Origin of the sequence: Gordonia sp. JH63, from assembly GCF_009856645.1 — a bacterium.
Lineage (GTDB): Bacteria > Actinomycetota > Actinomycetes > Mycobacteriales > Mycobacteriaceae > Gordonia > Gordonia hongkongensis.
This window is the reverse complement of record NZ_CP047235.1, coordinates 1,812,988-1,838,273: the sequence shown is the minus strand read 5'-3', so window position 1 is coordinate 1,838,273 and position 25,286 is coordinate 1,812,988. Positions and strand designations below refer to the sequence as shown.

24 protein-coding genes and 1 pseudogene are annotated in these 25,286 nt (G+C 68.8%); 12 read left to right on the top strand and 13 right to left on the bottom strand.

The window, feature by feature from the left end:
• Window positions 1–5: 5 nt before the first annotated feature.
• Window positions 6–797, top strand: coding sequence for a DNA-formamidopyrimidine glycosylase family protein (locus GR168_RS08325; RefSeq protein ID WP_159370503.1), 792 nt, complete (start codon window positions 6–8; stop codon window positions 795–797).
• Window positions 798–812: 15 nt separating this feature from the next.
• Here GR168_RS08325 and GR168_RS08320 read toward each other — a convergent pair whose 3' ends face one another.
• A complete protein-coding gene (locus GR168_RS08320; RefSeq protein ID WP_065630753.1) occupies window positions 813–1,235 on the bottom strand; it encodes a pyridoxamine 5'-phosphate oxidase family protein in 423 nt (140 codons plus the stop codon).
• A 91-nt stretch (window positions 1,236–1,326) separates the two neighbouring features.
• On the bottom strand, window positions 1,327–3,069 hold the full coding sequence (gene glpD / locus GR168_RS08315) for a glycerol-3-phosphate dehydrogenase (protein WP_065630729.1): 1,743 nt from the start codon (window positions 3,067–3,069) through the stop codon (window positions 1,327–1,329).
• A gap of 76 nt (window positions 3,070–3,145) precedes the next feature.
• Between glpD and glpK the strand changes: the two genes are divergently transcribed.
• Window positions 3,146–4,633, top strand: coding sequence for a glycerol kinase GlpK (gene glpK / locus GR168_RS08310; protein WP_159371872.1), 1,488 nt, complete (start codon window positions 3,146–3,148; stop codon window positions 4,631–4,633).
• A 22-nt stretch (window positions 4,634–4,655) separates the two neighbouring features.
• Here glpK and GR168_RS08305 read toward each other — a convergent pair whose 3' ends face one another.
• From GR168_RS08305 to GR168_RS08295, 3 genes are all read right to left on the bottom strand, one after another.
• A complete protein-coding gene (locus GR168_RS08305; protein ID WP_223258846.1) occupies window positions 4,656–5,105 on the bottom strand; it encodes a hypothetical protein in 450 nt (149 codons plus the stop codon).
• The gene (locus GR168_RS08300) at window positions 5,102–6,505 is read right to left on the bottom strand and encodes a hypothetical protein (RefSeq protein ID WP_159370502.1); all 1,404 of its coding nucleotides are present in this window, start codon (window positions 6,503–6,505) and stop codon (window positions 5,102–5,104) included. The genes GR168_RS08305 and GR168_RS08300 overlap by 4 nt, the downstream gene beginning before the upstream one ends.
• Window positions 6,506–6,614: 109 nt before the next feature.
• Window positions 6,615–8,018 carry an NAD(P)H-quinone dehydrogenase gene (locus GR168_RS08295; protein WP_058250647.1) on the bottom strand — a complete coding sequence of 468 codons (1,404 nt, stop codon included), beginning with the start codon at window positions 8,016–8,018 and terminating at the stop codon, window positions 6,615–6,617.
• A 243-nt stretch (window positions 8,019–8,261) separates the two neighbouring features.
• On the opposite strand from GR168_RS08295, the gene GR168_RS08290 reads away from it, so the two are divergent.
• On the top strand, window positions 8,262–8,741 hold the full coding sequence (locus GR168_RS08290) for a gamma-glutamylcyclotransferase (RefSeq protein ID WP_004021668.1): 480 nt from the start codon (window positions 8,262–8,264) through the stop codon (window positions 8,739–8,741).
• Between the two features lie 11 nt (window positions 8,742–8,752).
• Here GR168_RS08290 and GR168_RS08285 read toward each other — a convergent pair whose 3' ends face one another.
• Window positions 8,753–9,952 (bottom strand): amidohydrolase, encoded by a 1,200-nt coding sequence (locus GR168_RS08285; protein WP_159370501.1) that lies wholly within the window; start codon window positions 9,950–9,952, stop codon window positions 8,753–8,755.
• A complete protein-coding gene (locus GR168_RS08280; RefSeq protein WP_159370500.1) occupies window positions 9,952–10,650 on the bottom strand; it encodes an enoyl-CoA hydratase/isomerase family protein in 699 nt (232 codons plus the stop codon). Before GR168_RS08280 ends, GR168_RS08285 begins: the two co-directional genes overlap by 1 nt.
• A 101-nt stretch (window positions 10,651–10,751) precedes the next feature.
• Between GR168_RS08280 and GR168_RS08275 the strand changes: the two genes are divergently transcribed.
• The gene (locus GR168_RS08275; protein ID WP_058250650.1) at window positions 10,752–11,555 is read left to right on the top strand and encodes a purine-nucleoside phosphorylase; all 804 of its coding nucleotides are present in this window, start codon (window positions 10,752–10,754) and stop codon (window positions 11,553–11,555) included.
• A gap of 40 nt (window positions 11,556–11,595) precedes the next feature.
• On the top strand, window positions 11,596–12,261 hold the full coding sequence (locus GR168_RS08270; RefSeq protein ID WP_159370499.1) for a hypothetical protein: 666 nt from the start codon (window positions 11,596–11,598) through the stop codon (window positions 12,259–12,261).
• A 355-nt stretch (window positions 12,262–12,616) separates the two neighbouring features.
• Here GR168_RS08270 and GR168_RS08260 read toward each other — a convergent pair.
• Both GR168_RS08260 and upp read right to left on the bottom strand, forming a co-directional pair.
• Window positions 12,617–13,875 (bottom strand): annotated as a pseudogene (locus GR168_RS08260) (DUF222 domain-containing protein).
• Window positions 13,876–14,476: 601 nt separating this feature from the next.
• Window positions 14,477–15,106 carry a uracil phosphoribosyltransferase gene (gene upp / locus GR168_RS08255; RefSeq protein ID WP_068971761.1) on the bottom strand — a complete coding sequence of 210 codons (630 nt, stop codon included), beginning with the start codon at window positions 15,104–15,106 and terminating at the stop codon, window positions 14,477–14,479.
• 119 nt (window positions 15,107–15,225) lie between these two features.
• Here upp and GR168_RS08250 point away from each other — a divergent pair, with 119 nt between their 5' ends.
• The 3 genes from GR168_RS08250 (at window position 15,226) to GR168_RS08240 (ending at window position 17,970) form a co-directional block, all read left to right on the top strand.
• On the top strand, window positions 15,226–15,600 hold the full coding sequence (locus GR168_RS08250; protein ID WP_068971760.1) for a type VII secretion target: 375 nt from the start codon (window positions 15,226–15,228) through the stop codon (window positions 15,598–15,600).
• A complete protein-coding gene (locus GR168_RS08245; RefSeq protein WP_068971759.1) occupies window positions 15,597–16,556 on the top strand; it encodes a C40 family peptidase in 960 nt (319 codons plus the stop codon). Before GR168_RS08250 ends, GR168_RS08245 begins: the two co-directional genes overlap by 4 nt.
• A 124-nt stretch (window positions 16,557–16,680) precedes the next feature.
• Window positions 16,681–17,970, top strand: coding sequence for a primosomal protein (locus tag GR168_RS08240; protein WP_065630717.1), 1,290 nt, complete (start codon window positions 16,681–16,683; stop codon window positions 17,968–17,970).
• A gap of 48 nt (window positions 17,971–18,018) precedes the next feature.
• Here GR168_RS08240 and GR168_RS08235 read toward each other — a convergent pair whose 3' ends face one another.
• The 3 genes from GR168_RS08235 to GR168_RS08225 are packed head-to-tail and all read right to left on the bottom strand — an operon-like array spanning window position 18,019 to window position 20,884.
• On the bottom strand, window positions 18,019–19,149 hold the full coding sequence (locus tag GR168_RS08235) for an adenosine deaminase (RefSeq protein WP_065630716.1): 1,131 nt from the start codon (window positions 19,147–19,149) through the stop codon (window positions 18,019–18,021).
• Complete coding sequence (locus GR168_RS08230) at window positions 19,146–20,483, bottom strand: thymidine phosphorylase (RefSeq protein ID WP_159370498.1); 1,338 nt, start codon at window positions 20,481–20,483, stop codon at window positions 19,146–19,148. The genes GR168_RS08235 and GR168_RS08230 overlap by 4 nt, the downstream gene beginning before the upstream one ends.
• Window positions 20,480–20,884 (bottom strand): cytidine deaminase, encoded by a 405-nt coding sequence (locus GR168_RS08225; protein ID WP_058250658.1) that lies wholly within the window; start codon window positions 20,882–20,884, stop codon window positions 20,480–20,482. Before GR168_RS08225 ends, GR168_RS08230 begins: the two co-directional genes overlap by 4 nt.
• A 224-nt stretch (window positions 20,885–21,108) precedes the next feature.
• Here GR168_RS08225 and sdhC point away from each other — a divergent pair, with 224 nt between their 5' ends.
• The 4 genes from sdhC to GR168_RS08205 are packed head-to-tail and all read left to right on the top strand — an operon-like array spanning window position 21,109 to window position 24,538.
• The gene (gene sdhC, locus GR168_RS08220; protein WP_058250873.1) at window positions 21,109–21,513 is read left to right on the top strand and encodes a succinate dehydrogenase, cytochrome b556 subunit; all 405 of its coding nucleotides are present in this window, start codon (window positions 21,109–21,111) and stop codon (window positions 21,511–21,513) included.
• 12 nt (window positions 21,514–21,525) lie between these two features.
• Complete coding sequence (locus GR168_RS08215; RefSeq protein ID WP_058250659.1) at window positions 21,526–21,981, top strand: succinate dehydrogenase hydrophobic membrane anchor subunit; 456 nt, start codon at window positions 21,526–21,528, stop codon at window positions 21,979–21,981.
• A 14-nt stretch (window positions 21,982–21,995) separates the two neighbouring features.
• Window positions 21,996–23,750 carry a succinate dehydrogenase flavoprotein subunit gene (gene sdhA, locus GR168_RS08210; RefSeq protein WP_159370497.1) on the top strand — a complete coding sequence of 585 codons (1,755 nt, stop codon included), beginning with the start codon at window positions 21,996–21,998 and terminating at the stop codon, window positions 23,748–23,750.
• Window positions 23,750–24,538, top strand: coding sequence for a succinate dehydrogenase iron-sulfur subunit (locus tag GR168_RS08205; protein WP_058250661.1), 789 nt, complete (start codon window positions 23,750–23,752; stop codon window positions 24,536–24,538). Before sdhA ends, GR168_RS08205 begins: the two co-directional genes overlap by 1 nt.
• Window positions 24,539–24,580: 42 nt before the next feature.
• On the opposite strand, the gene GR168_RS08200 is transcribed toward GR168_RS08205, so the two are convergent.
• Window positions 24,581–25,159, bottom strand: coding sequence for a TetR family transcriptional regulator (locus tag GR168_RS08200; protein ID WP_058250662.1), 579 nt, complete (start codon window positions 25,157–25,159; stop codon window positions 24,581–24,583).
• Between the last annotated feature and the right edge of the window lie 127 nt (window positions 25,160–25,286).

The following is a 25,286-nucleotide window of genomic DNA, read 5'->3' as shown; positions in this document are numbered from 1 at the left end:
GGACCATGCCTGAGGGCGACACCGTCTTCGCCGCCGCCGCACGACTGCGGGCGGGGCTCGCGGGACGGGTGCTGGAGTCGTCGGACTTCCGCATCCCGTCGCTGGCCACCGCGGACCTCTCCGGACGCGAGGTCCTCGCGGTGCGATCGGTGGGCAAGCACCTGCTGATCGACGTCGCCGAGAGCGGTCCGGGTGTCGGCGACACCCTCAGCATCCACTCGCATCTGAAGATGGAGGGCGCCTGGCACGTGCACCCGCGGGGGCAACGGTGGCGCCGCCCGGCCTACCAGGCCCGCGCGGTCCTGCGCACCGCCGACCATGAGGCGGTCGGTTTCGACCTCGGCGTACTGGAACTGCTCGCCGACCCCGACGCCGCGCTCGCCTACCTCGGCCCCGACCTGCTCGCCGACGACTTCGATCGCGAGGAGGCGATCCGACGCCTCGGTTCCGACCCGGACGCGACGATCGGTGCGGCCTTGCTCGACCAGCGGCTGATCGCGGGAATCGGCAACGTCTTCCGCAGCGAGATCTGCTTCCTGCGGCGGGTCCTGCCGACCCGCCCGGTCGGCGAGGTCGACCTCGGGCCGGTCGTGGACCTCAGCCGACGCCTGCTGTGGGCGAACCGCTTGCGATCGGCCCGCACCACCACGGGCAACACATCGCCCAATGCGCGGATGTGGGTGTACGGACGCCACGGGCGGCTGTGCCGGCGCTGCGCCACCCCGGTGAAGCGGGGCGAACTCGAATCCCCGGGCGGCGAACGATCCGTCTATTGGTGTCCCCGGTGCCAGGTGTGATCCGGCCGAGGCCCCTCACACGGGGTAGCGCTCGGGCTCGGGCCCGAACTCGAAGCGGCGGGCGGTGATCGAGTCGACCGTGATCTCCACGTAGTTGTATTTCATCGTCGCGATCCACGGGCGCAGCGGCAGCTGGTCGGCCGCCTCGATCTCCCGGAGCGACACCAGTATGCGTGCCGTCCCCTTGGCGACCACACTCCACCCGTCGGCGTCGGTGTGTCCGTCGGCCTCGAACGCCACTCGCGAATTCACCGCCAGCTCCGACAGTTTCGTGCCCTCGCCGGACCGCAGCATGATGCGGCCGTCGGTCGCATGGAAGTTCACCGGAAAGATGTCGGGCTGGCCGTCGACGCTCAGAGCGATCCGACCGAGCTCGGCTACTCCCAACAGATCCCAGGCCTGGTCGGGGGTGAGCACCCGAACCGATTCGTCGACCATGATCTCGTCTCCTTCTTCCCCCACCCCGATCGTGCCGCGGCATCAGGGGGCAGAGACAGAGGCCAACGTCCCGACTCGACCGGAGCCACCGTCACTTCGGAACGGGCACCGGCTCCAGGATCTCGGCCCGGGCCTCGGGGGCCGCGGCGCGCAGGGCGTCGGCGGAGTCGTCGTCGGGTTGCTGCTGCGAGGCCACCTCGGCCTCCACGCGCGCGACGTAGGTCGCCACCTCGAAGTCGCGTTGCTCGGTGGTCCAGCCGAGCAGGGGCGCCAGCAGGTCGGCGACCTCGTCGGCGCAGTCGACGCCACGATGGGAGTATTCGATGGCGATGCGGGTCCGCCGGGCGAGGACGTCCTCGAGGTGCAGCGCCGCCTCGTCGACCGCGGCGTACACCACCTCCACGCGCAGATACTGCGGCGCCGCGGCCAGCGGTTGCAGCAGGCTCTTGTCGCCGTCGGCGTAGTACAGCACGTCGTCGATCAGCGAGCCGTAGCGGTTCAACAACCGGCGAATCCGGTACGGGTGCAACCCGAATCGGCGTCCGAGGTGCTCGCACTGGTTGATGAGCGCGAAGTAACCGTCCGCCCCGAGCAGCGGGACGCGTTCGGTGATCGACGGCGCCACCCGGGTCGGGATGAAGTCGTCGCACGCGTCGACGGCGTCGGCGGCCATCACCCGGTAGGTGGTGTACTTGCCGCCGGCGATCGACACGAGCCCGGGCGCGACGGTCGCGACCGCGTGTTCCCGGGACAGCTTCGAGGTCTCGTCGTCCTCCCCGGCCAACAGCGGCCGGAGGCCGGCGTAGACGCCTTCGATGTCGTCGTGGTTGAGCTTGGTGACCAGGACCTCGTTGACGCGTTCGAGGATGTAGTCGATGTCGGCGCGGGTGGCGGCCGGATGCGCGAGGTCGAGGTTCCAGTCGGTGTCGGTGGTGCCGATGATCCAGTGCGTCTCCCACGGGATGACGAACAGCACCGAGTTGGCGGTGCGCAGGATGATCGCCGTCTCGCTGACGATGCGGTCGCGCGGCACCACGATGTGCACACCCTTGGAGGCCCGGACCTTGAAGTGCCCGCGCTGCTTGGACAGTGCCTGCACCTCGTCGGTCCACACGCCCGCGGCGTTGATCACGCAGTGGGCACGGATCTCGGTCACATCGCCGTTCTCGGTGTCGCGCACCCGGACTCCGAGCACCCGGTCGGATTCGCGCAGAAATCCGGTGACCTGGGTCGAGGTCCGGATGACCGCACCGTAATTGGCCGCTGTGCGGGCGACCGTGAGGCTGTGCCGCGCGTCGTCGACGACGGTGTCGTAGTACCGGATCCCGCCGATGAGCGAGCTGCGCTTGAGTGCCGGGGCCACGCGCAGAGCACCCGATCGGGTGACATGACGCTGTCCGGGAACGGACTTGGCGCCGCCCATCCGGTCGTAGAGGAAGATGCCGGCTCCGACATACGGCCGCTCCCACACGCGTTGCGTGAGCGGATACAGGAACGGCAACGGCTTGACCAGATGTGGCGCGAGGAACCGGAGCGACAACTCGCGTTCGCGTAGAGCCTCACGCACGAGGCCGAATTCGAGCTGCTCGAGATAGCGGAGGCCGCCGTGGAACATCTTCGACGACCGGCTCGATGTGCCCGAGGCGATGTCGCGTGCCTCGACCAGCGCGACGCGCAGACCGCGTGTCGCGGCGTCGAGTGCGGCACCGACACCCACCACGCCGCCACCGATGACCACCACGTCGAACTGTTCCTCCCCGAATCTCCGCCACGCCTCGGCGCGGTAGAGGGGCCCCATGTCGGCGGGCCGGTCCGCGTTGAACTCGGTGTTCATGGTTGCTGAGCCTAATTGATCTCTGTGGCCTCGACAGCGTGCGACACTGTCCGGCGTGGGTAGGTCAGGCAAATACGTGGCGGCAATCGACCAGGGCACCACCTCGACCCGGGCGATGATCTTCGATCACGAGGGTCGCGTCGTCGGCGCCGAACAGCTCGAACACGAACAGATCTTCCCGCGCGCGGGCTGGGTGGAACACGACGCCGCCGAGATCTGGCGTAACACCCGCCGCGTCGGCGCCGCTGCCCTCGCGTCGGCCGAACTGACCGCGAAGGACATCGTCGCCTGCGGCCTCACCAATCAGCGCGAGACCACCGTGATCTGGGAGCGCGACACCGGCAAGCCGGTGCACAACGCCATCGTGTGGCAGGACACGCGAACCGATGATCTGTGCACCGAGCTGGCCGGAGATGTCGGCATGGACCGGTTCCGCGATCGCTCCGGCCTGCCGTTGTCGACCTACTTCGCCGGCCCCAAGGCCCGCTGGCTGCTCGACTCCGTGGACGGCCTCCGCGAACGCGCCGAGAACGGCGAGTTGTGCTTCGGCACAATGGATTCCTGGATGGCGTGGAACATGACCGGCGGCGTGGACGGGGGTCAGCACGTCACCGACGTCACGAATGCCTCCCGGACGATGCTGATGGACCTGCGCACCCAGCAGTGGGATGCCGAGATCTGCGCCGACATGGGCATACCGATGGCCATGCTGCCCGAGATCCGAAGCTCCTCGGGCGACTTCGGGGCGCTCCGCGGCAACGGCCCGCTGCCCGGCGTGCCCCTGGCGGGCATCCTCGGCGACCAGCAGGCGGCGACCTTCGGCCAGGCCTGCCTGGAACCCGGCGAGGCCAAGAACACCTACGGGACCGGCAACTTCCTGCTCCTCAACACCGGCACCGAGCCGGTCTTCAGCGAGCACGGACTGCTCACCACCGTCTGCTACCGCATCGGCGAGCAGCCCGCACGATACGCACTCGAGGGCTCGATCGCGGTGACCGGTTCGCTCATCCAGTGGCTGCGCGACAACCTCGGCCTGATCCCGCAGGCATCTGACGTCGAGAAACTGGCCGGCGGGGTCGACGACAACGGCGGCGTCTACTTCGTCCCGGCGTTCTCCGGACTCTTCGCGCCGCGCTGGCGCCCCGATGCCCGCGGCGTCATCGTGGGTCTCACCCGGTTCGCCGACAAGGGCCACATCGCCCGAGCCGCACTGGAAGCCAGCGCCTTTCAGACGCGTGAGGTCATCGAGGCGATGCAGGCCGACTCCGGGGTCGAACTGTCGACGTTGAAGGTCGACGGCGGAATGGTCGTGAACGAACTGCTCATGCAGTTCCAGGCCGACATCCTCGACGTACCCGTCGTGCGGCCGGTCGTCAACGAGACGACCGCCCTCGGCGCGGCCTACGCGGCCGGCCTGGCCGTCGGTTTCTGGGAGAGCGAGGACGACATCCGCGCCAACTGGGCCGAAGACCGCCGGTGGGAGCCCGGGATGGCCGCCGACGACCGCGACCGCCTCTACGCGGGATGGAACCGAGCCGTCGAGCACAGCTTCGGCCTGACCTGACCGGCGCGACGGTGCCGCCGCCTCACATCACGTGGTCGGCGAGGATGGCGACCACACCGGCCGTGCCGCCCAGTGCCGCGGCGGCCTCGTAGGCTGATTCGCGGAGCGCATCGCGCAGCGACTCACCAGCGGCGGGCGTCGACATCGCGGCCACCAGGCAGTCGACGGCGCGGGCGCGGCGGAAGCTGTCGCGCTGGGCGTCCACGTCGCCACGACGCTGATGCGCGAAGGCGTCGAAGTCGTGCTGTGCCGCGACGAGCCGCAGACGTGCGATGCCGGCCGTCGACGCACCGCCCTGCCGCCGCCACTGGCTGATCGCCTCCCGGATCTCGGGCGTCGAGACCGCCGTGACGTCCAGGACGGTCGCGACGATCAGGTGCAGACACGCCGTGAGGTCCTCGTCGGGCACCGAGTCGACGAGGCGGGCGACGCCGCCCGGTAACCGGTCGACACGCTTCAGCCCGGCGTTCACACGGTCTCCGGTCTCGACGTGGCCGAACCGCCCGACGGTGCATCGGTGTCGTCCGAGACCTCCTGCGCCGCACCGTCGACGGGGGTCCGGGAGACGGCGTCGCCGGGTGCCGCGGGCCGCAGGGACAAGGCCTGATCCGGCCCGGCCGGCGCGGCGTCGTCGACCGCCGGGGATGCCTGCCGGATCCAGTCGCCGATGACGGGCGGACCGACGAGCGGCATGTCGCCGACGAGCTGCGCGCCGTGTTCCCGAGTGTGCAGGTACGGCGCTGCCCGGTGGCTGTCGTCGTCGGCGCCGGGCCGCCGTCCGCCGCCCGGGGCCCCGGCGAGCGGCATCCCCGTCGGGCGCTGGGCAACCGGCCCGGCGGTGGCGGGGGTCGCCGGCGTCGGTGAGCCGCCGGCGACCGGGGTCGGCGTCGGCGCCGACGCGGGTGGGAGCAAGCCGGGAGCGGGCATCGCGACCGGGACCCCGGCGCCTCCACTCGCCGGCGCACCGCCACCGGAACCGGATCCGCTGTTCTCGCCGATCCCGTCGGCGCCTCCCGACCGGTGCGTTTCGGGAGCCGCGGCGCCGCGGGTCGTCGACTCGGGCGTCGCCCGACCACCACGCACCAACCCGTCGGGGCCGTCGGTGTTGCCACGACCGGATGGTCCGCCGCCCGGACCCGCAGGCCCTGGCGGCGTCGACGACGCACCGGGTCCGCCGCCACCGGGTGGTGGACCGCCCGCAGCGACCGGCACCGGCCCGGCAGTCGGAGTGGCACGCCCGAAGTCGCCGGCGTCGACGGTGTTGGCGGCCTGACCGCGGGGAGCGTCCGGCCCGGAGCCCGCGGCCCCGGAACCGCCTGCGGTCGGCCCGCCGCCGAGTCCTGCGGTCACCCCGTTCGCCCCGGACGGGTCGTTCGGCAGGGAGCGCTGCAGCCCGATCATCGGCGAGGAGTAGGCGCCCGTCATCGCCCGGTCGACCTCGTGCCGGACCGCCGGCGCGTCCTCGGGATTGTCACGGATGTGCTGCTGCAGCTCACGCAACCGTCCCTCCTGCCCGCGAGCCGACCCGAGGATGCCCGTCGCGCCGGCCAGCGCATCCCCGATCTGACCGGCGGTCTCCGAGGTCGTCGCCAGATCGGCCGACAGCGACCGGCCCGCCTCCAGCGCCGCGTCGGAAGCCTGACCGAGCATGCCGTCGCCGAACATCGCGTGCATCCGTTCGGCCGCGCGGCGGACGGACTCGATCGCCTGCAGGATCGTGTTGACGTCACCGCCGGCACGACCGGGTTCCATCGTGCTCAGGACGTCGAGGATCTCATCGATGCTCATGCCCGCCCACTGCGTGCGACCGCGAGCGAACGCGCGGTCGTTGCGACTGCCGTAGGTGTTGTAGGACTGCTGCGGCGAGCTCACGACACCCCCTTTGTCGCCGGCCGGGACGAACGAATTCGTCCGACCCTACCGTGACGACGCAGCCGGCGGCGCACACCGGCACCGGCTGTGCACAGTGGGCGGGCGGCGCTCAGTCCAGGTCGTCGTGCCGAACCAGCTGCCGCGCCGCCTCGGTGATGGACCCGGTCAGCGACGGGTACACCGAGAACGTCTGGGCCAGGTCGCCGACGGTGAGCTTGTTCTGCACCGCGAGGGCGATGGGCAGGATCAGTTCGGAGGCGTTCGGTGCGACCACGACGCCGCCGATGACCACACCGGTGGCCGGCCGGCAGAAGATCTTCACGAAGCCCCGGCGCAGACCGCTCATCTTGGCGCGCGGGTTGGTGGCCAACGGCAGCATCACGGTGCGCGCCGGGTACTCACCGGTGTCGATGGCGTTCTGCGACACTCCCACCGTGGCGATCTCCGGACGCGTGAAGATCGCGGACGCAACGGTTTTCAGCTTGATCGGGCTCACGCCCTCGCCGAGTGCGTGGTACATCGCGATGCGGCCCTGCATGGCGGCCACCGATGCCAGCGGAAACAGCCCGGTGCAGTCGCCGGCCGCATAGATCCCCGCGACCGACGTGCGGGACACCCGGTCGACCTCGATGTAACCGCCCTTGCCGACCGCGACCCCGGCACGATCGAGTCCGAGATCGGTGGTGTTCGGGACCGAACCGACGGTCATCAGCACGTGACTGCCGGTCACGGTCGAGCCGTCGGCCAGATGCGCGGTGACCGAATCGCCGTGCCGCTCGACCTTGTCGGCGCGGGCGTGCTTGACCAGCTCGACGCCGCGTTCGGCGAGTGCGTCCTCGAGCACCAGCGCGGCGTCCTCGTCCTCGTGCGGGAGGACCCGGTCGCGGCTCGACACGAGCGTCACCTTGACGCCCAGTTCGGTGTAGGCGTGGACGAACTCGGCGCCGGTGACGCCGGAACCGATGACGACGAGGTGTTCGGGCAGCTCCTCGAGGTCGTAGAGCTGACGCCAGGTGAGGATGCGCTCGCCGTCGGGCTGGGCGTCGGGCAGCACGCGGGGCGACGCGCCGGTCGCCAGCAGGACCACATCGCCGTCGTAGCGTTCGGTGGTTCCGTCGGCGAGCGTCGCGACGACGGTGTGCGTCGAGACGCCGACCTGCCGCTCGTCGAGCACGGCCGTACCGGAGACGAGCGTCACGCCTTCGCTGATGAGTCGTGAGCGGATGTCCGCGGACTGGGCGAACGCGAGGTCGCGGACCCGCTGGTGGATCTGCGGCAATGTGACGGAGGTGTCGTCGGTCTTGATGTTGATACCCAGATCGACGGCGCGACGGACCTCGGTGCGGATGCCGGTGGACGCGATGAACGTCTTCGACGGGACGCAGTCCCACAACACGCAGGCACCGCCGATCCCGTCCGAATCGATCACCGTGATGTCGGCCCCGTAGGCGGCCGCCGCGAGCGCCGCCTCGTAACCCGCGGGTCCGCCGCCGATGATGACGATCCTGGTCACTGTGACTCCTGTTCTCCACGCCGGCTCGCCGCGTCCTTCGTGGGGAAGCTGCGCCCGGCTGTGTGTCGTGGCTCGACGGGAACGCGGGGTGACACGCTCCTCGGGTCGCGCGAGACGGTCGACCCCGTTCGCGCCGCCTACCAAACTAGTCGGGCGGGTCCGTCGTTGTGAACGTGGTCGCACACCGGGGCCGGGCCACGGTGTCGCCTTCCGGACTCGGCGGAGACCATCTAGGCTCCATCCGTGCCCATCTACGCCGCCTATGGATCCAACATGCATCCCGAGCAGATGGCCGAGCGCGCGCCGCACTCCCCGATGTCGGGCACCGGATGGCTCCGCGGCTGGCGTCTGACGTTCGGCGGCGGCGACATCGGGTGGGAGGGGTCCCTGGCCACGGTCACCGAGGACCGCGACGACCCCGACGCCCGGGTGTTCGTGGTTCTCTACGACGTCACCACCGAGGACGAGGATCTGCTCGACCGGTGGGAGGGTTCCGAGCTCGGCATCCACCGCAAGATCCGCGCCCGCGTCGACACCGCCGACGGCCCGGTACTGGCCTGGTTGTACGTCCTCGACGCCTTCGAGGGCGGGTTGCCCTCGGCGCGCTACCTCGGCGTCATGGCCGAGGCGGCGGAGATCGCCGGCGCACCCGCGGAGTATGTGCAGGACCTCCGGTTGCGCGAGTCGCGCAATGTCGGACCCGGACCGGGGCCCGCGGAATAGAACGAGGTGTCCTAGCCGGCGGCGCTGGTCGCGTTCAGCACGATCCCGGCGAGCGCGCGCACACCGATGGCGAGGGCACGTTCGTCGAGATCGAAGTTGGGCGCGTGCAGATCGACCTGCGGTCCGAATCCGTCCCACACGCCGAGGCGGGCCATCGCTCCCGGGACGTGTTCGAGATACCAGGAGAAGTCCTCGCCGCCGGGTGACTGCGGGGTGTCCGCGATCGCCTTGGACCCGATCGCGGCGACGGACCGTTCGAACATCCCGACCGCGACCTCGTCGTTGACGACCGGCGGCACCCCGCGGAAGTACGAGAGGTCGTACCGCACGCCGAGCGGTGCCAGCAGCTCGCCGACGACGCTGCGGACCAGCGGCTCGAGCTGGGCCCAGGTGGCGTGATCGCCGGTGCGGACCGTGCCGCGCATGCGACCTTCCTGCGGGATGGCGTTGGCGGCGCTGCCGGCGTTCGCCGCGCCCCACACCATCACCGTGCCCGAACGCGGGTCGATCCGTCGCGACAGCACCCCGGGCAGGCCGGTGATCACCGTGCCCATCGCGTAGATGAGATCCCCGGTGAGGTGCGGCCGCGACGTGTGCCCGCCGGCCGAGTGCAGTTGCAGATCGATGTGGTCGGCCGCGGACGTCAACGGGCCCGACCGCAGACCGACCGTGCCGACCGGCAGGCGCGGGTCGCAGTGCAGGGCGAAGATGCGGCCGAGACCGGTGGTGACGCCCGCCTCGATGGCGTCGAGGGCTCCGCCGGGCATGACCTCCTCGGCGGCCTGGAAGATCAGACGCACGCCGACCGGAAGTGGTTCGGCCGCGGCGAGGAGCTTCGCGACGCCGATCAGGATGGCCGTGTGCGCGTCGTGACCGCACGAGTGCGACGCGCCCTCCACCGCCGAGGTGAACGGCAGGCCGGTGTGTTCGGTCACCGGCAGGGCATCCATGTCCGCGCGCAGCGCAATACGGGGCTCACCGGCGGGACCGAGGTCGCACATCACTCCGGTGCCCAGCGGCAGCCGGCGCGGGGTGAGTCCGGCAGCGGTGAGCTCGCTCATCACCAGCTCGGTGGTGCGGACCTCTTGCCGGGACAGTTCCGGATGCGCATGGATCTGCCGGCGCCACGCGATGAGATCGCCGCCGTGCTCGGCGAGCCAGGCGTCGATGGGATCGTCCGCCGCGGCGAAGTCCGCTCCCGCGGCCGACATCAGAAGACTCCGGGCGGGGTCTGACGTGCGAGGTCGTCGAGCAGGGGGCCACGGAGTCCGCGCTTGATCAGCGCCAGGTTGGGTCCGGCGGTCGCGGAGCGGGCGGCCGCGATCTCGGTGGCCCGCTTCACGAGGAGCTCGGCGTCCACGGCCTCGTCGACGATTCCCGCACGCACCGCGTCGTCGGCGCCGTACCGCCGGCTGGTGTACATCGCCTCGGTGGCGGTGCGATCGGTCAGTCGGGTGCGCAGCAACGTCGCCATCCCACGGGTGAACGGCATGGTGAGAGCGGCCTCGGGCAGCGACCAGAAACCGCGTTCGGTGCGCATCAGGACGTGGTCGGTGCACAACGCGAGCATCGCGCCGGCGCCGAAGGCGTGCCCGTTGACGGCGCTGACCGTCGGGACGGGGACGGTGAGCACCTTGGCGTACAGGGCGTGCACGCGGTCGAGGTAACCGGGCAGCTGGTCGGGAGCGGCGAAGATGTGGTCGGTGTCCAGGCCGTTGGAGAAGAACTTCCCGGTGGCGGTGATCACCAGCGGTCGTGTCGGGTCGGCGACCACCTGGTCCAGCAGTGCATCGACCTCGTCCAACCAGTCGGTCCGGAAGCGGTTCTCCGGATTGGACTCGCTGATCTCCTCACCGCGCGCTCCGAGATGGAGCTCGACGACCTCCCCGTCACCGTTCAGAAATGGCATGTCCCGACCTTATCGCTCCCGGTCTCGTCGCCACCGACCCGATCGGTCGGCGCGGTGCGACGCGCGGCCGTGTGGGCCGGGGAACGGTTTAGGGTTGGCGCATGGAGCCCACCGCCGACCCCGATGCCGCGGCCATCGTCGCCGCGGCCACGATCGCTGCCGAGACCGACGCCGCTACACACGATGTGGCCGTCATCCTCGGGTCGGGATGGTCACCCGCCGCCGACGCCTTCGGGCGGCCCATCCGCTCGTTGCCGATGGCGTCGATCCCGGGATTCGTCCCGCCCAAGGCCGCCGGCCACGGCGGCGTGGTCCACTCCGTCCGGATCGGCGATCGACGAGTCCTGTTGATGCTGGGACGTATTCACGCCTACGAGGGCCACGACCTCGCTCGCGTGGTCCACCCGGTCCGCACCGCAGCCGCGGCCGGTGTCCACACCGTCGTGCTCACCAACGCGGCGGGCGGTCTGCGCGAGGACATGTCGGTCGGGCAACCCGTGCTCATCTCGGATCATCTGAATCTCACGGCCCGCTCCCCGTTGGTCGGCGCCCAGTTCGTCGACCTGGTCGACGCCTATTCACCGCGGCTGCGACAGATCGCGCGCGGCATCGACCCGGGCCTCGCCGAGGGGGTCTACGCCGGGCTCCCCGGCCCGCACTACGAGACCCCCGCCGAGATCCGGATGCTGCGGACGATGGGTGCGGACCTGGTCGGGATGTCGACCGTGCACGAGACCATCGCGGCGCGCGCGGCCGGACTCGACGTGCTCGGCATCTCCCTGGTCACCAACCTCGCGGCCGGCATGACCGGCGAACACCTGAGCCACGCAGAGGTCCTGGAGGTCGGCCGCGCGTCGGCAACCCGGATGGGCGAGCTGTTGGCCCGGATCATCGGCGAACTGTAGGACCGAACGGAACCGCGGCCGGCCGAACCGAAGGAGCGAGATGACCTATCCACCGAGCGGTCCAGGCGGCTATCCCCAGGGTGGCTATCCGTCGGGCGGTTACCCGCAGGGCCCGGTGCCACCTGGCCCGCCTCGGTCCCCGTGGTCGTCGCCGGCGGTGCTGGTGGCGATCGGCGCGGGCGTGCTGCTGGTGGTGGTGGGCGTCCTCGCGGCGCTGCTCCTGATCCCCGCGGACGACGAGTCCGCGGACCGCGACAGCGCGGACGGCGGACAACCGTCGGCGTCGACCTTCACGAGTACCGTCACCCGCCCCGCGGAGACGACGACCCCCACCACCGCGACCACCACCACGACGCCGCCGCCCCCGGTCCGGCCGACCCCCACCGTCGCCGGCGCGGACTGGCAGGGATTCACCAGCGGTCCCCGCTGCAACGCCGCCGACGACCCCGCCGTGGCCGTCGGACAGACCGCCCGGTCGCGCGTGGTGATCTGCCAGGTGGGCACCCAGACGGGCCGCTTGTACTACAAGGGCGCCGCACCCGAGGGCGGGATCGAACTCCAGTTCCCGACCCGCACCGGAGACACCTTCGAGGCGCGCAACGGCTCGGTGCGTTACCTCGTCTCGCCGACAAGTCTCACCATCGTCGACGGCGGCGCCGTGCTCACCGAGGAGCCGATGCTCGCGTACTGGTCGCTGCCCGGCTGAGACCCGCCGCACCTCCCTGACCGCGGTTCGGCTCAGCCCGGTCACCGAAATGCGAAGCGTGCGTGACGGGATGACCGTTGCGTCCGACGTCGCCGCCCGCCGCTCGGGCCGTCGCCAATTGGCTTGGAACACAGACGACGCCGATATCGAGATCACCCGGTGGAATGCGCTGACACAAAGCCGGACGCTCGCTCAGCGCTCAACAGTTCCCATCCACTGCGTCGAGACGGGCCGGTCTCGTACGGGGGGCGGTTGCCTCTGGGGTGACACTGTGGAGTTGTCAAAGGACGGATGCGGTCCCGGGTATGGCCCGGGTGCGGAAGGTGCTACGCGAAAGTGGTTGTCGGACGGCCGGTCAGGCGGCCTCGTCGAGGCGCATGGTGCGCCGGTTGTAGGCGGGTAGCGGTCGGCGTTGCGGGTCGATACTGGCGGGTGGGACGAGCCAGGGATGGCGGTCGAATCCCATCACGATGTCCCAGCCGTGGTGGTGGACCTGCGTATGGCAGCGCTGACACAGCAAACAGCCGTTGTCGAGGTCGGTGGGTCCACCGTCGGCCCACGACTTGATATGGTGAACCTGGGTATGTGACGGTGGTGCACCGCATTTGACGCAACACGCGTCGCGGACGATCACCGCCTTACGTAGGTGCGCCGGATACAACCGACGGGTGTGACCCATCTGCAGCGGTACGCCCTCACTGTCGAGGACGATCTCGGTCAGGGATCCGTCGCAGGAGACCTGTTTCGCGGTGGCATGGCTGACCGTCCCGGTCCACGGCAGCGTTGCGAGTTCTCCGGTGGCGGGGATGGTCAGCATCAGTTGCGTGCGTGGACTTCCGACGGTATCGATGGTCGCGCCGATCGCGGCTTGGTCGAGGATCAACTCGAAAGCGTCGGCGCGACGCTGCTCGGCGGTGCGACGATCCTCGGCGCCGTCGGGTTCGGGCCGTGGACAGGACCGTTCGTCGATCATCGCCAGGAACTTCTCGCCGACCAACTGGGTGAGGTCAGCGCGGACCTCGACGCGCCCGTCGTCGGTGGTGTGCACGTTGACCGCGTTCAGCGATGGGTCGTCGGTGGCCGGTACACCGGTGTCAGAGTCGTCGCAGAGTGTGTTGCTGATGGCTCGAGCGTGCTTGAGTACTTCAGTCGGTGTCGCGCCCGACAGCGCCTAGGCGACGAGCTCGCTCTCATACCGGGAGCGATCGTCGTCGGAAAGCGCCTCACCACATCGTTTCTCGATCTCGTTCATGCCGCGGACGATGGCATCGACGATCTCGCCGGACAGCCGCCCATCGGCGGCATGACGCGCCAAAGCGGGCAGGTTGGGCAGCGCGTCGACACTCCGCATGGTGCGGAGGGCGGAGGCCGGCGCATGTCCTGACTCGATCAGCAGCTTCTTGGTGGTGCTACCGGTTTCTGCGCGACCCCGAGAGCATCGAGTTGCGCTGCGTTCGTGGCGATTTGATGATCGGCAAGGTTGCGGATCAGGCGCCACGTGTCGAGGGCGTCGAATGTCGCTCTGCCGGTTGGGTCGTTGGTGGGCGGGGTGGTTCCGATGAGTTGATCGAGGAGAGTGGCTAGCTCTGACATGACTCCAAGGTACAGGAACATGCGTTCGACCACGAAGAGTTTCCACAGGCCCAGAAATAGCGAAACTATCCACTGTGCAGCGTTTTTCGTCGACTGTGCGCTGATTCTCGTTGACTGGCGTAGATCGTTGACAGCGGTGAACTTCAGTCACACCCGTTTCAGATTTCATTCTGTAAGCGAATAATTCGTCACGATCCAGCGCTTCTATGTCGCCGCCCCGGCCCCCGCGATCGCTCACGACAAGTGGCGCTCCCAGGTCGGCGGACCCTGTCACTGATCGTCGTCGAGCCAGGCTCATGAGGCCCCTCGCTACTGCGACCGTGATCATTGCGTGGATGTCGATGACCATGGCTTGGCTGTGTTTGCAACGTGTGTGGCGTGAGACAGAGGAGGCGGGGTTCGGCGCAAACGCGCGGCCGCACCGGCGCGGCACTGGGCGCCCACCGAGATGCAGACACCCGGATGCCCCGCCGCGCCTGGGTGTCCGGCCACTGGCGAGTCGAGTTCAATGACCCGAATCGGTCAGCGGAATCGACGGCTGGATATGCGGTTTCAGCGATCCCCTGCGTTCAAGCCAACGGTCAGAAGCGGCGCGACGAGCTCGCTCGGGTGGTCCCGACCCTCACAAATACCTCGGACCGAACTGCCGGTCGCCCGCGTCACCGAGACCGGGCACGATGTAGTTGACCTCGTTGAGACCGTCGTCCACGGCAGCCACGACGAGCCGGCACGGGTGTCCCGAATTCTCCAGCGCCGCAACCCCTTCAGGTGCGGCGACGACACATACGGCGGTGATGTCGGTGGCGTTGCGGGCGACCAGCAACTCGATGGTGTGGAGCATGGAGCCGCCGGTGGCGAGCATGGGGTCGAGGACGAACACCGGCCGTCCCGACAGGTCCTCCGGCAGCGACTCCAGGTACGGCACGGGTTGTGCGGTCTCCTCGTCGCGGGCGAGGCCCACGAAACCGACATGCGCCTCGGGCACCATCGCGTGCGCCTGCTCGACCATGCCGAGTCCGGCCCGCAGGACCGGGACCAGGAGAGGCGGGGATGCCAGCCTCGATCCCGTGTGCGCGGTCATCGGCGTGTTGATCGCGACGTCGGCGCGCGGCGCACCGGCAAGCGCCTCGTAGATCAGCATCTGGGTGAGGTCAGACAGCGCAGCCCGGAATCCGGCGTTGTCGGTGGTCTCGTCGCGCATCGTGGTCAGACGCGCGGCTGCGAGGGGATGGTCGACGATCAGGGACTCCATGCCGACACCCTATTTCCTCCCCGGCGCTCGCGTGCCGCTTGGGCGAGCTCCACCACGCCGGTCTGGGTCGCCGCGAGAATTTGATGGAACCCAACGGGGCCGCGCCGCGTCGAAAACCCATGAGCCCGTCCTCCCCCCATCCCTATCCCGCACCCACCCGGCCAGGCCCGGACACAGGTGGCCGACTGTTCGCCGATTCGTCTGCGCTGCACGAGTTCTCCGGCGCACACCGCACGAACGCCCAGATGCTCGAGGGCGGGACCGGCAGCGACGACGCCGCCGTGGTCGAACTCGCCATCACCTTCGGTCTCATCGGCATCGAGTTCCTCACCGCCGTCGTCGAGTTCCTCGACCTGCACCGTCGCACCATCGAGGCCGCGACGGCGCGCGAGGAACGCGTCGGACTCACGACGAGCTCGGCCGCAACGTCCTACGCCGACTGCGACTGCGCCGCCGCCGACCGGATCGCGACGGCCGGTGAGCTGACGCTGTGATCCCCGTCGAACTCCTCATCGAGCCACTGCGGCAACTGATCGCCGCGCTGGGGACCGGGATCCTGGCACCGGGCAACCCCGCCGAGCAGGTCCGGACCGTAGCGGGCACCGTCGAGTCGGTGCGCCAGCGGTCGACGTCGGCCGCCGAGTCCGTCCTCACGCGGTGGGACGGAGCCGGGGCCGCCGGAGCCGCAGCCGCGACCGCGGCGAACCAGCGCCGACTCACCGAACTCACCGAATGCGCCGCCGAGTTCGGCCGGCTCGTCGAGAGCGCCGGCCGTACCGTCCACATGGCGTCGACCGCGCTGAACGGCCTCGTGGACTCCCTGGAACGGCATGTCCGTGGCCTCGCCGGCGGATTGGCCACTCCGGCAGTCCTTCTCGCGGTCCTGCCGATCGCCGTCGAGCATCTGAGCCGCGGCGTGGAGATCATCGGTCGTGCTCGCGCCGAGCTCGGCTCCGACACCGAGGCGATGGCCGCCCTGGCCCGCCGCACGGCGCCGGCCGAGATGGTCGGAGTCGCAGGCGGCGACGCCGCCAGACTGTCGCCCGTCCCCACGCCCGGCGGCGTCCCCATCACGCTGCCCGACGGCTCGGTCGCCCACGCTCCGAACGAACGCGCGGCGACCGCGGTGCGGGCCGCGCTGAGTCAACGCGGGGTGCCCTATGTCTGGGGCGGGACGACGCCCGACGGATTCGACTGCAGCGGCTTCACACAGTGGGCTTACCGGCAGGCCGGGCTCGAACTCCCCCGCCTCGCCCAGGAGCAGGACACCGCCGGGTATCAGGTGTCCCAGGCGCAGCTGCAGCCCGGAGACCTCGCGGTGTGGTCCGGCCACGTGGCGATGTACATCGGCAATGGTCAAATGATCGAAGCCGGTGACCCCGTGGGCGTCTCGCCGGTACGCACCTCGAACCTCGACCAGGCATTCGAAGGATTCTTCCGTCCACGATGAGAGCCGCGCCGATGGTCGCACCCGCGGGCGGGTCAGGAGTTCATCGAAAAGTCGTCGGCACACCACCGACCGTCTGTGGGGGCACTACTGGATCCGCCGCCGACAATCGCTAGGCTGTGTCCCCATGGCCGGAGACATCGTCCCGATTGAGCTCGGACTCACCGACGGAAACAGCTTCACCCTGTGGGCACCCCGCTGGCGTGAGGGCGACGATGAATGGGAGGCCTTCCTCGGACTGGACGAGGACCTGTACGTCCTGCCCTCTGTCGCCGAGCTCGCCGCGTTCATCCGCACCAACGAGGACAACGATCTCGTCGAGCACCCGGCGTGGTCGACCGTGGTCGGCCTGCAGGCCGATGAACTGGTCCCCGACGGGCGCCACAGCTACGACCTCGTCGGCGTACCCGAGCTCGCCGCGGAGGACCCCACCGCCGAGGTCATCGCCGAACTCGAAGACGCACTCGAGATCGTCCGCATCCTCGGTGAGGTCTGCGAATTGACACCGGTCACCAAGTTCTTCAACGGCAACCCGATCCTGGGCGCCGTCACCACCGGCACACGCAACTTCGACGGCCGCGAGGGCACCGACCTCTGGGTGCGCATCGGCCGGCTCATCGCCAAGCACTGGGATGACGTGCTCGATGCCATCGACGGTGTCATCAGCACACCGAAGGTGGACGCCAAGGCCGTCGAGACCGCCGAGGCCGAACTCGAGGCCGCCGCGTCCGCCGAGGACGAGGACGAGCCGACCGACGATGACATCGAGATCGTCGGTGCCCCCGACTCCGAGTCCTCGGACGCCGCCGACGACGATGACCTCGAAGAGGACACGGACGAGGAGGACGAGGACGACTACGACGACGACGATTTCTGGGCGTCGGTCGGCATCGACCCGATCAAGATCGTCACCAGCGCGAACGAGTACCTGACACTGCGGTGTTACCTCGGAGACGACCCGGTGTTCCTCGGCACCAAGGGCAAGATCTTCGTGTTCACCTCGGCGCGCTCGCTCTCGCGGTTCCTCGCCGACGACAACACGCACGACCTCGCCGACCTGTCCACGTTCGACGAGGTCCGCACCGAGGCGACCAACGGATCACTCGAGTTCGACGTCATCGACGACAACGTCTACGTCCTGCCGGGTCTCGCCGACGACATCGCCGACGGCCCCCGCCGAATGGATCGCGACCAGCTCGACCTCGCCGTCGAACTCTTCACCGACGCAGCCGACTACGCCGGTGACAACACGGTCTCCGAGGCCCTCGGCACCACCACTCCGCTGGGATGGTTCGTCGACTACACCGTCAACCCCGACCCCAAGCGCATGGCGCCCAGCGGTCCGTTCGACAACGAGGCCGAGGCGTGGCGCGCGCTCGAGCACGACTTCGAGGCCCGGCTCACCAAGAAGGGATGACGGGCGCAGTCCCCTCCTCCCGCCCGTAACCGGCCGCGACGGTGCTGCTCAGCCGAGCAGCACCGCGTAGCCGGGCTTGATCACGTCGTCGATGAACGCCAGCCGCTCGTCGAAGTGGATGAACGCCGACTTCATCGCGTTCACCGTGAACCGCTCGAAATCCGCCCAGCCATAGCCGAACCGATCGGCGAGCAGGCCGAATTCCTTGCTCATGGTGGTGTCGGACATCAATCGGTTGTCGGTGTTCACCGTCACCCGGAACCGTAGGCGCGCCAACACGTTGAACGGATGCTCGGCGAGTGAACCGACCGCCCCGGTCTGCACATTCGAACTCGGGCACAGCTCCAGCGGAATCCGCTTGTCCCGCACGATGTTCGCCACCTGACCCAGCCGCGCACCCGCGAACGAGTGCGCCGCGAGATCGACCCCCTCCGGGAGTTCGATGTCGTCGAAGACGCGGACGCCGTGACCCAGCCGGTCCGTCCCGCAGAAGCCGATGGCCTCGTGGATCGACGGCAGCCCGAATGCCTCGCCGGCGTGGATGGTGAAGGGCGCACAGTTGGCCCGCATGTATTCGAAGGCGTCGAGATGGCGGGTCGGCGGATGCCCCGCCTCGGCGCCGGCGATGTCGAAACCGACGACACCCCGGTCCCGGTAGCGGACCGCGAGTTCGGCGATCTCGCGTGACCGGGCGGCGTGGCGCATCGCGGTGACCAGGCACCGCACGGTGATCGTCCGGCCCCGCTCGGCCGCGACCGCCTCGCCCTCGGCGAAGCCCCGCAGCACCGCCTCGACGACCTCGTCGAGGGTCAGCCCACCTTCGAGATGCTGTTCGGGCGCATAACGCACCTCGGCGTACACGACCCCGTCGGCGGCGAGGTCCTCCACGCACTCGCGCGCGACGCGTTCCAACCCGCCGACGGTCTGCATCACCGCGACGGTATGCGAGAAGGTCTCGAGATAGCGCTCGAGCGAGCCGCTGTTGGCCGCACGTCGGAACCACTGCCCGAGCGTCTCGGCGTCATCGATCTGCCTGCCGTTCTCATCCGCCGGGAGGCCGTCGTATCCCACCTCGTGGGCCAACTCGAGGACCGTCGCGGGCCGGAGTCCGCCGTCGAGGTGGTCGTGAAGGAGCACCTTCGGGGCGAGGGAGATGTTCGCCGGGGTCAGCGTCGTCATGATGGAAACCTAACGCGGTCGATGATCAGTGGACGGGTGCGCGCGCCGCCCGCGTGTTCGGCGGAGTCGGGCCCCACGGTCGTCGCCCCGGCCAGGCAGGAGCGGGCGCCGGGGATCCGGTCCTCATCCTGCGTGTGCAGGGTGAACAACGGTTGACCGGCTCGGACACGATCACCGGGCTTCGCATGGATGGTCACTCCCGCCTCTGCCGCGACCGCCTCCCCCGGCTTCGATCGGCCGCCGCCGAGGCGCCACGCGGCGTCGCCGACCGCGCGCGCGTCCATCTCGGTGACGATGCCGTCGCCCGACGCGGTCACGGTGTCGTGGTGGCGCGCCGTCGGCAGGGGCGCATCGGGGTCGCCACCTTGCGCCGCGATCATCGCCCGCCACGTGTCCATCGCCCGGCCGTCGGCGAGATGGGTTGCGGGGTCGGCGTCGACGAGCCCGGCGGCGTCGAGCATCTCCCGGGCGAGAGCCAGGGTCAGTTCGACGACGTCGGCGGGTCCGCCGCCGGCGAGTACCTCCACCGACTCGGCCACCTCAACGGCGTTGCCGATCGCGAGTCCGAGCGGTGTGCCCATGTCGGTGATGACCGCACGGGTGTCGACACCGGCGTCGTGACCGAGTTCGACCATGGTCGACGACAGTTCGCGCGCGTCGTCCTCGTCGGGCAGGAAGGCACCCGACCCGGTCTTGACGTCGAGGACCAGCGCACCGGTGCCCTCGGCGATCTTCTTGCTCATGATCGACGACGCCAGCAGCGGAATGGACTCGACCGTGCCCGTGACATCGCGCAGGGCGTAGAGCTTGCGATCGGCGGGTGCCAGGTCGGCGCCTGCGGCACAGATGACCGCGCCGACCCGCTCGAGCTGGTCGAGCATGTCGGACGTGCTCACCTCGGCCCGCCACCCCGGGATGGACTCCAGCTTGTCGAGCGTCCCACCGGTGTGACCGAGCCCCCGACCGGACAGCTGCGGCACCGCGACGCCGAACGACGCGACGAGCGGCGTGAGCGGGAGGGTGATCTTGTCCCCGACACCGCCGGTGGAGTGTTTGTCCACGGTGGCCAGCGGCCGCCCGTTCCGCTGCAGACCGGACAGGTCCATCCGGCGCCCGCTGTCGATCATCGCGTGCGTCCAGGACGCGATCTCACGGCGATTCATCCCGCGCAGATATATGGCCATCAGCAATGCCGACATCTGTTCCGGCGCCACCTCGCCGCGGGTGTAGCCGTCGACCATCCACGCGATCTGTGCGTCGGCGAGTTCGTGTCCGCCCCGCTTGGTGGCGATCACCGACACCGCGTGGATGATCTCCCGGGCGTCGACCGTCATGAACGGACCGCCTCGAGATCGTCGGGTCCGAAGGCATCGGGAAGCAGCTCGGCGAGCATCCGGGGACCACCGGGGTGGTCGACGAGGAGCTCGCGCCCGCCGTGTTCGAGCAGGACCTGTCGGCACCGTCCGCACGGCATCAGAACCGCCCCGCGGGCGTCGCAGACGCTGACCGCCCGCAGCGCCCCGCCTCCGTCGTTCACCAGGGCCGCGACCAGTGCGACCTCGGCGCAGATACCCAGGCCATATGAGACATTTTCCACATTGCAACCGGCGACGACACCGCCCTCGGCTGTGATCCCGGCGGCGCCCACCGGGTACCGGGAGTAGGGTGCGTAGGCACGACCGATCATCGATCTGGCCTTGTCCCGCAACACATCCCAATCGATTTCTGTAACCACGTGGATCTCCTGTCGCCCGGCGTCATCGGCCGTTCATCCGGATTTCATCACCGCAAAGCTTGGGTAAGGCAAACCTAAGTCGTAATGTCTTGTCGCCCAGATCGGTTCGGGCAATTTACCACCGGAATGTGCATGGGTTTAGAGTCTCTTCGTATGGGTCCATGGTCGAGTCGGAGCATGCCGATTCGACGCGTCCATCGACGATGTTGGAGGCCACTTTCCCGATGAGCACCTCGACCGAAGTCGCACCCGACCCGGTGCGCAGACGATCTCTTTATCGCGGCGATCCCGGCATGTGGTCGTGGGTCCTGCACCGCATCACCGGCGTCACGATCTTCTTCTTTCTCTTCGTACACGTGCTCGACACCGCGGTCATCCGAGTCGACCCCAATCAGTACGACGAGATCATCGAGACCTACAAGACGCCGATCATCGGTCTCATGGAGATCGCCCTGGTCGCGTGCGTCCTGTTCCACGCCTTCAACGGTGTGCGCCTGATCCTCGTGGACTTCTGGTCCAAGGGACCCAAGTACCAGCGACAGATGCTGTGGGTGGCCATGACCCTGTTCGTCATCGTCTTCGGTGCCGGCACGGTCCGCCTGCTGCAGATCATGTTCAGCCACCTGTAGGAGACACCAGAGATGACCACCTCGGAAGCCACCGGTGTCGCCAAGACCCTCGGTACTCAGCACGACCGTCCCGCGAGCCTGGACAACCCGCGCTCGCCCCGCAAGCCCAAGGGCGGCAACTTCGAGAAGAACGCGTGGCTGTTCATGCGGTTCTCCGGGCTGCTGCTCGTCGTCCTGACGATCGGGCACATGTTCATCATGCTGGCCTGGGACGGCGGCGTGCACCGCATCGACTCCTCGTTCGTCGCCGCGCGCTGGAGCTCACCCTTCTGGCAGATCTGGGACCTCACCATGCTGTGGCTGGCCCAGCTGCACGGCGGCAACGGTGTCCGCACCGTCATCGCCGACTACTCCCGCAAGGACTCGACCCGTTTCTGGCTGAACGTGCTGCTCGCCGTGTCGATGATCCTCGTCCTCACGATGGGCACCTACGCCCTCCTGACCTTCGACGTCAACAGCGTCGGCTAGAGGAGACCCACAACATGCAGGAACATCGCTACGACGTCGTCATCGTGGGCGCCGGCGGCGCAGGCATGCGCGCGGCGATCGAAGCCGCCCCTCGTGCTCGCACCGCGGTGCTGACCAAGCTGTACCCGACCCGCAGCCACACCGGCGCGGCCCAGGGCGGCATGTGTGCGGCACTCGCCAACGTCGAGGAAGACAACTGGGAGTGGCACACCTTCGACACCGTCAAGGGTGGTGACTACCTCGCCGATCAGGACGCCGTCGAGATCATGGCCAAGGAGGCCATCGACGCGGTGCTCGATCTCGAGAAGATGGGCCTTCCCTTCAACCGGACGCCCGAGGGCAAGATCGATCAGCGACGCTTCGGCGGCCACACCCGCGATCACGGCAAGTCCCCGGTCCGGCGGGCCTGCTACGCCGCCGACCGCACCGGCCACATGATCCTGCAGACGCTCTACCAGAACTGCGTCAAGCACGACGTCGAGTTCTTCAACGAGTTCTACGCCCTCGACATCTGCCTCACGGAGAACGAGAAGGGCGAGCAGGTCGCGACCGGTGTCGTCGCCTACGAGCTCGCGACCGGCGAGATCCACGTCTTCCACGCCAAGTCGATCGTGTTCGCCACCGGCGGCTCGGGCCGTATGTACAAGACGACCTCGAATGCGCACACGCTGACCGGCGACGGCATGGGCATCATCTTCCGCAAGGGCCTGCCCCTCGAGGACATGGAGTTCCACCAGTTCCATCCGACGGGTCTCGCGGGGCTCGGCATCCTCATCTCGGAGGCGGTCCGCGGTGAGGGCGGCATCCTGCGCAACGCCGACGGCGAGCGTTTCATGGAGCGCTACGCCCCCACCATCAAGGACCTCGCGCCGCGCGACATCGTGGCCCGGTCGATGGTGCTCGAGGTACTCGAAGGTCGCGGCGCCGGGCCGAACAAGGACTACGTCTACATCGACGTGACCCACCTCGGCGAGGACGTCCTCAACGAGAAGCTCCCCGACATCACCGAGTTCGCCCGTACCTACCTCGGCGTCGACCCGGTCACCGAGTACGTGCCGGTGTTCCCCACCTGTCACTACGTCATGGGCGGCATACCGACCAACATCAACGGTCAGGTGCTGCGCAACAACGACGAGGTCGTCCACGGCCTGTACGCCGCCGGCGAGTGTGCGTGCGTGTCGGTCCACGGAGCCAACCGGCTGGGCACCAACTCACTGCTCGACATCAACGTCTTCGGACGACGCGCGGGGATCGCGGCCGCGGACTACGCGAACTCGGCCGAGTTCGCCGAGCTTCCCGAGACGCCCACCGAGATGGTCGACTCGTGGCTCGAGCTGCTGCTCAGCGACCACGGACACGAGCGCGTCGCCGACATCCGTACCGAGCTGCAGGCCTCGATGGACGCGAACGCCTCGGTGTTCCGCACCGAGGAGACCCTCAAGCAGGCCCTGACCGACATCCACCGGTTCAAGGAGCGCTACGCCCACATTCGAGTCCATGACAAGGGCAAGCGCTTCAACAGCGATCTCCTCGAGGCCATCGAACTCGGCTTCCTGCTGGAGATGGCGGAGGTGACGGTGGCCGGAGCCCTGAACCGCAAGGAGTCGCGCGGCGGTCACGCACGCGAGGACTACCCGGATCGTGACGACGTCAACTACAAGCGGCACACCATGGCCTATAAAAAGGGCACGGACCTCCTTGCAGACATCGAGTTGGAGTACAAGCCGGTCGTGGAAACCCGCTACGAGCCGATGGAGCGTAAGTACTGATGACATCTGTTCTGGACAAGCCCGCACCGTCTTCCGACGATCCGCCGTTGCCTCCGGTGCCCGACGAGGCCACCATGGTGACGCTCAAGATCTTCCGCTTCAACCCGGAGAATCCCGACGCCCAGGGCTTCGAGAGCTTCCGCGTCCCGGCGCTGCCGACCGACCGCCTGCTCAACCTGCTCCTGTACGTGAAGGGCTACCTGGACGGGACGCTCACGTTCCGTCGTAGTTGCGCCCACGGCGTGTGCGGGTCGGACGCGATGCGGATCAACGGCGTCAACCGTCTCGCCTGCAAGCTGCTGATGAAGGACATGCTCCCGAAGGACAAGTCCAAGGAGATCACGATCACCATCGAGCCGATCCGCGGCCTGCCGGTGGAGAAGGATCTCGTGGTCGACATGGAACCGTTCTTCGACGCGTTCCGCGCGATCAAGCCGTTCCTGATCACCTCGGGCAACGAGCCGACCCGCGAACGCATCCAGAGCCAGGCCGACCGCGCCCGGTTCGACGACACCACCAAGTGCATCCTGTGCGCCTGCTGTACGACGAGCTGCCCGGTCTTCTGGACCGAGGGTTCGTACTTCGGTCCCGCCGCGATCGTCAACGCGCACCGGTTCATCTTCGACAGCCGCGACGAGGGGGCCGTCGAGCGTCTCGACATCCTCAACGACGTCGACGGTGTGTGGCGTTGCCGCACCACGTTCAACTGCACCGACGCGTGCCCGCGTGGCATTCAGGTCACCCAGGCGATCTCGGAGGTCAAGCGCGCACTCATGTTCTCGCGCTAGCCGATTCGAACTTTCTCTGCAGCCCGGCAACGGCCCGCACCCTCAGGGGTGCGGGCCGTCGTCGTCGGTGCCGGGGTCCCGACGGAAGATGCCGGCGACGATCGATTCCGCGCTCCGCGCCTCCTCGTCGGGTTCGGCGGGCCAGAGCAGCAGGGCGAGAACGGAACGGATGAGGAACCGTGCATCCGCGGGATCATCGGGGTCGACGCCGACCAGATCGGCGGCCACCGCGTGCACCGCGGGGGACGACAGGACGGTTGGCGTCGCGCCGATGAGGTTGTCGGGCCGGAGGAACTGCCGGATGACCCGGTCGCCGCGTAGTGCGCGCAGGGTCTCGATGATCGCCGTCTGGGCGCGATCGGGCCCGGTGAGATCCGCGACGGTCGCACGGATGGCGGCGAGCACCGGTGCCGACGTGGTGGCCAGCACGGACTCGATCAGCGCGGACCGACCGCCGGCATGGCGGTAGATCGTCGCCCTCGAACAGTGCGCCCGACGACCGAGCTCGTCGAGGTCGAACCCGTCGAGGCCACGGCGTGCGATGAGGGCCGCCGCGTGCGCGATCAGACGCTCGCGTGCAGCATCGTGCCGGTCTCCGTCGACCAGCCAGTCCCGGGCCATCGCTCCGCCGTTCTCATGGTGAGACGAACCATCCTGTCGATGAAGGACGTTCCAGCTGTTCACGAGGCTAGCCTGAGACACCGGATGGTGTCGTGACTTCTCACCGATCTCGACTTCGGGGATATGC

What these genes read in the sequence shown, in the direction of transcription:
- GR168_RS08285 (WP_159370501.1), bottom strand. Translation starts at nt 9,952, where the DNA reads ATGTCGGCCGCGGGAGCGGACTTCGCCGCGGCGGACGATCCCATCGAC.
- GR168_RS08270 (WP_159370499.1), top strand. Translation starts at nt 11,596, where the DNA reads ATGACCTATCCACCGAGCGGTCCAGGCGGCTATCCCCAGGGTGGCTAT.
- GR168_RS08215 (WP_058250659.1), top strand. Translation starts at nt 21,526, where the DNA reads ATGACCACCTCGGAAGCCACCGGTGTCGCCAAGACCCTCGGTACTCAG.
- GR168_RS08200 (WP_058250662.1), bottom strand. Translation starts at nt 25,159, where the DNA reads ATGGCCCGGGACTGGCTGGTCGACGGAGACCGGCACGATGCTGCACGC.
- GR168_RS08230 (WP_159370498.1), bottom strand. Translation starts at nt 20,483, where the DNA reads ATGACGGTCGACGCCCGGGAGATCATCCACGCGGTGTCGGTGATCGCC.
- sdhA (WP_159370497.1), top strand. Translation starts at nt 21,996, where the DNA reads ATGCAGGAACATCGCTACGACGTCGTCATCGTGGGCGCCGGCGGCGCA.
- upp (WP_068971761.1), bottom strand. Translation starts at nt 15,106, where the DNA reads ATGGAGTCCCTGATCGTCGACCATCCCCTCGCAGCCGCGCGTCTGACC.
- sdhC (WP_058250873.1), top strand. Translation starts at nt 21,109, where the DNA reads ATGAGCACCTCGACCGAAGTCGCACCCGACCCGGTGCGCAGACGATCT.
- GR168_RS08280 (WP_159370500.1), bottom strand. Translation starts at nt 10,650, where the DNA reads ATGCCATTTCTGAACGGTGACGGGGAGGTCGTCGAGCTCCATCTCGGA.
- GR168_RS08240 (WP_065630717.1), top strand. Translation starts at nt 16,681, where the DNA reads ATGGCCGGAGACATCGTCCCGATTGAGCTCGGACTCACCGACGGAAAC.
- glpD (WP_065630729.1), bottom strand. Translation starts at nt 3,069, where the DNA reads ATGAACACCGAGTTCAACGCGGACCGGCCCGCCGACATGGGGCCCCTC.
- GR168_RS08250 (WP_068971760.1), top strand. Translation starts at nt 15,226, where the DNA reads ATGAGCCCGTCCTCCCCCCATCCCTATCCCGCACCCACCCGGCCAGGC.
- GR168_RS08320 (WP_065630753.1), bottom strand. Translation starts at nt 1,235, where the DNA reads ATGGTCGACGAATCGGTTCGGGTGCTCACCCCCGACCAGGCCTGGGAT.
- GR168_RS08235 (WP_065630716.1), bottom strand. Translation starts at nt 19,149, where the DNA reads ATGACGACGCTGACCCCGGCGAACATCTCCCTCGCCCCGAAGGTGCTC.
- GR168_RS08205 (WP_058250661.1), top strand. Translation starts at nt 23,750, where the DNA reads ATGACATCTGTTCTGGACAAGCCCGCACCGTCTTCCGACGATCCGCCG.
- GR168_RS08275 (WP_058250650.1), top strand. Translation starts at nt 10,752, where the DNA reads ATGGAGCCCACCGCCGACCCCGATGCCGCGGCCATCGTCGCCGCGGCC.
- GR168_RS08325 (WP_159370503.1), top strand. Translation starts at nt 6, where the DNA reads ATGCCTGAGGGCGACACCGTCTTCGCCGCCGCCGCACGACTGCGGGCG.